The following is a 3,082-nucleotide window of genomic DNA, read 5'->3' on the forward strand; positions in this document are numbered from 1 at the left end:
GCAGCGAAGCCGCGCGATGCAGGCTCCGACCCGGCGAAGATCGTCATTGTCGGCGGCGGCGCGGCCGGATTCGCGGCGGCCGAAACACTGCGGCGCGAACGCTATCAAGGCAGCATCGTCATGCTCAGCAACGACGAAGCGCCGCCGGTAGATCGGCCCAATCTTTCCAAGGACTACCTCGCCGGCAAGGCGCCGGAAAGCTGGATTCCGCTGCGCGGCGAGAGCTTCTACGCAAAGAACGATATCGACCTGCGTCTCAAAGCGGACGTTGCCGGCATCGACGTGCGTTCCGGCGAGGTCGTGCTCGCCGACGGCGCCCGGGTCCGCTACGACCGGCTGCTGCTTGCGACCGGGGCCGAACCGGTGCGCCTCACCATTCCCGGCGCCGACCAGCCGCACGTCCACACGCTGCGCTCGTTCGCAGACAGCAGGGCTATCATCGAGCGGGCCACGGGTGCGCGCCGCGCCGTGGTGCTTGGCGCCAGCTTCATTGGCCTGGAAGTTGCCGCGTCCCTGCGCACACGCGATATCGACGTCCATGTCGTGGCGCCGGAAGAACGGCCCCTGGAGCGGGTGCTCGGTCCGCAACTGGGCGACTTCATCCGTGCCCTCCATGAGGAGCATGGCGTTGTGTTCCATCTCGAGGACAGCGCCAGCAGCATCGATGGCGGCAAGGTGACGCTTACCAGCGGCAAGACGCTGACGGCCGACCTGGTCGTCGCAGGTATAGGCGTGCGACCGCGGACCGGGCTTGCCGAACAGGCAGGGCTTATCCTTGACCGCGGTGTCGTCGTAAACGCCTTTCTGGAGACGAGCGCGCCTGGCGTATTCGCCGCCGGCGACATTGCGCGATGGCCAGACCCCCGCAGCGGCGAGACCATCCGGATCGAGCATTGGGTGGTTGCCGAGCGGCAGGGGCGAACCGCGGCGCTCAACATGCTCGGCCGGCGCGAGAAATTCGAAGCGGTGCCGTTCTTCTGGAGCCAGCATTACGATGTTCCCATCAACTATGTCGGCCATGCCGAAAAGTGGGACGAGATCGCGGTCGATGGCGACATCGGTGCCAGGGACTGCCTGCTGCGCTTCAAGCGCGACGGCCGCACGCTGGCCGTCGCCTCGATCTTCCGCGACACCGCGAGCCTGGAGGCCGAGGTGGAAATGGAGCGGGAGATGACTGCCGTGAAATCGTAGGCGGCACCCCGCGATGGCTTGCGAGGCACCCTGAGCACCATCAATGCTCGCCAGCCTCAAGCAGGGAATGGCTGTGGCCAACAAAAGCGAGTGTCGTAGATAGGCTTGGATCTATTCGAGAGCCTTCATCAAGGCTCGGCAGTTCTGGCGTGCAGCATCCCAACCCAGCGCCTGCCGGGCGAACTTCGCACCAAGGCGTATCAGACCGGAACTATTTTTATCGGAACAGCACCGCGTCTCAGGGGTTTTATTAGATCAGCATTGAAAAGGAGGTAGTCATGAAAAAGCTCCTGCTCGCCTCCGTCATCGCGATTGCGTCGGCGGCGGCTATGATCAGCCCGGCCAGTGCCGACAGCCTGCGCCTCGGTATCGGCATCGGCCCGGCCTATGACGATGACTATTATGGCGCCTATCGCCCCTATTACGGCGACCCTTACTATCGTCCGCACTACCGCTACAATGTCTACGACGATGGCTACAGGCCGCGCTACTACATGCGCCACCACCGTCATTGCTGGACCGAGTACCGTAAGCACTGGCGCCACCACCACCGCGTGATCGAGAAGATCCGCATCTGCGAACGGCGGTGGTAAGCGTTGATACCGCCTCCCCTTCTCCCCTTGCGGGAGAAGGGCGTCGCGCTTGCAAATCCCCGCCCACATGGCATCTGATCTCCACCCCGCGACGAACTGCTCAGGCGGCCTGCGCGTCCTTTCTGGTTCCATCCTTCGCCGTGACCGACATCCTCTTATCGGCACGCTGAAGCGGGGCGGAACCCGCTTGCCGCTCGGCATCCTGTCTGCGGTGGGCACGAGCAACATTGACGCCCCTTGCCCGCGGCAATCTCCTCCTCATGGGGCCAGATCCACACCGACGAATATTAGCGATTGGGAACATAGGTCTCCTGCGGAGCGTTTAGCCGATGATCAGCCTTCAGGAGGAGGTTGCCATGAAAAAACTGCTACTTGCTTCAGTGATCGCCGTTGCCACCGCGGCAGCCACGGTCGCGCCGGCGGATGCGCGCGGATTGGGATTTTTCGGTCCCGCTTTCGGTCCGTTCGGCGGCCCGTTCTACGGCGGCCCGTTCGGTGGACCTTTCTATGGTGGACCCTTCGGCGGACCGTTCTATGGCGGCGGACCGTTTTACGACTATGGCGGCCGCTATTACGGCCCGCGCTATTACCGTGACTATTATCCCGGTTACGTGGTCCGCTATCCGCACCGCTACCATTACCGGCACCATTACCGCCATTGCCGCGTGAAGTGGGTGAGGCACTGGCACCATCACCGCCGGGTGCTGGAACGCGTGCGGATTTGCCGTTACTGACGAGGCGGGCAGGGAGCGAGGCTCCCTCGTCAACCTCGGGCTTGACCCGCGGATGGATACCGTGACGCCAGTCCTACAATGCGGCGGATCAGAATTCCGCTTCGCCGCAACGCTCACAAGTCACGGCATGGATCTCAGGGTCTGGGCGCGTCGCTTCGCTCCTTGCTTCGCCCTGGATGACGACCGCGAAGCTTGTGCGCGCCACCTCCTCCGCCTTGCAAATCCCTGCCAAAATGCCATCTAGAAAGCCGGCACTCAGGAGACAAACGCGTGACGCAGCGAAGCGGCAGCGCCGATCTGCCGCTGCATGGCGGGCGGGTCCCGAAATGGCTGGGCGATCGGATGACGAAGCTGGGCGCCGTGCTGTGCGAAGCCATCATCCACCATTACGGCCGCGACGAGCTTTTGCGGCGCCTGGCGCACCCCTTCTGGTTCCAGTCTTTTGGCGCGGTGATGGGCATGGACTGGCACTCCTCCGGCATCACCACCTCGGTCATCGGCGCGCTGAAGCGCGGCCTCAACCCGCTATCCAGCGAGCTCGGCATCCATGTCTGCGGCGGGGCC

The 3,082-nt window shown here is 63.9% G+C and carries 4 protein-coding genes; all 4 read left to right on the plus strand.

The features are described from left to right. The coding region (locus EN742_RS29825) for an FAD-dependent oxidoreductase (RefSeq protein ID WP_128333601.1) at positions 1–1,191 on the plus strand (1,191 nt) is incomplete at its 5' end. 278 nt (positions 1,192–1,469) lie between these two features. After that, the gene (locus EN742_RS29830) at positions 1,470–1,784 is read left to right on the plus strand and encodes a hypothetical protein (protein WP_126055361.1); all 315 of its coding nucleotides are present in this window, start codon (positions 1,470–1,472) and stop codon (positions 1,782–1,784) included. Positions 1,785–2,140: 356 nt separating this feature from the next. Further along, positions 2,141–2,518 (plus strand): hypothetical protein, encoded by a 378-nt coding sequence (locus EN742_RS29835; RefSeq protein ID WP_127406893.1) that lies wholly within the window; start codon positions 2,141–2,143, stop codon positions 2,516–2,518. Between the two features lie 270 nt (positions 2,519–2,788). Continuing rightward, positions 2,789–3,082, plus strand: a 294-nt coding sequence (locus EN742_RS29840; RefSeq protein WP_128333602.1) for a DUF763 domain-containing protein, incomplete at its 3' end; no start/stop codon positions are given.

Source organism: Mesorhizobium sp. M4A.F.Ca.ET.020.02.1.1, from assembly GCF_004022645.1.
Classification (GTDB): Bacteria; Pseudomonadota; Alphaproteobacteria; order Rhizobiales; family Rhizobiaceae; genus Mesorhizobium.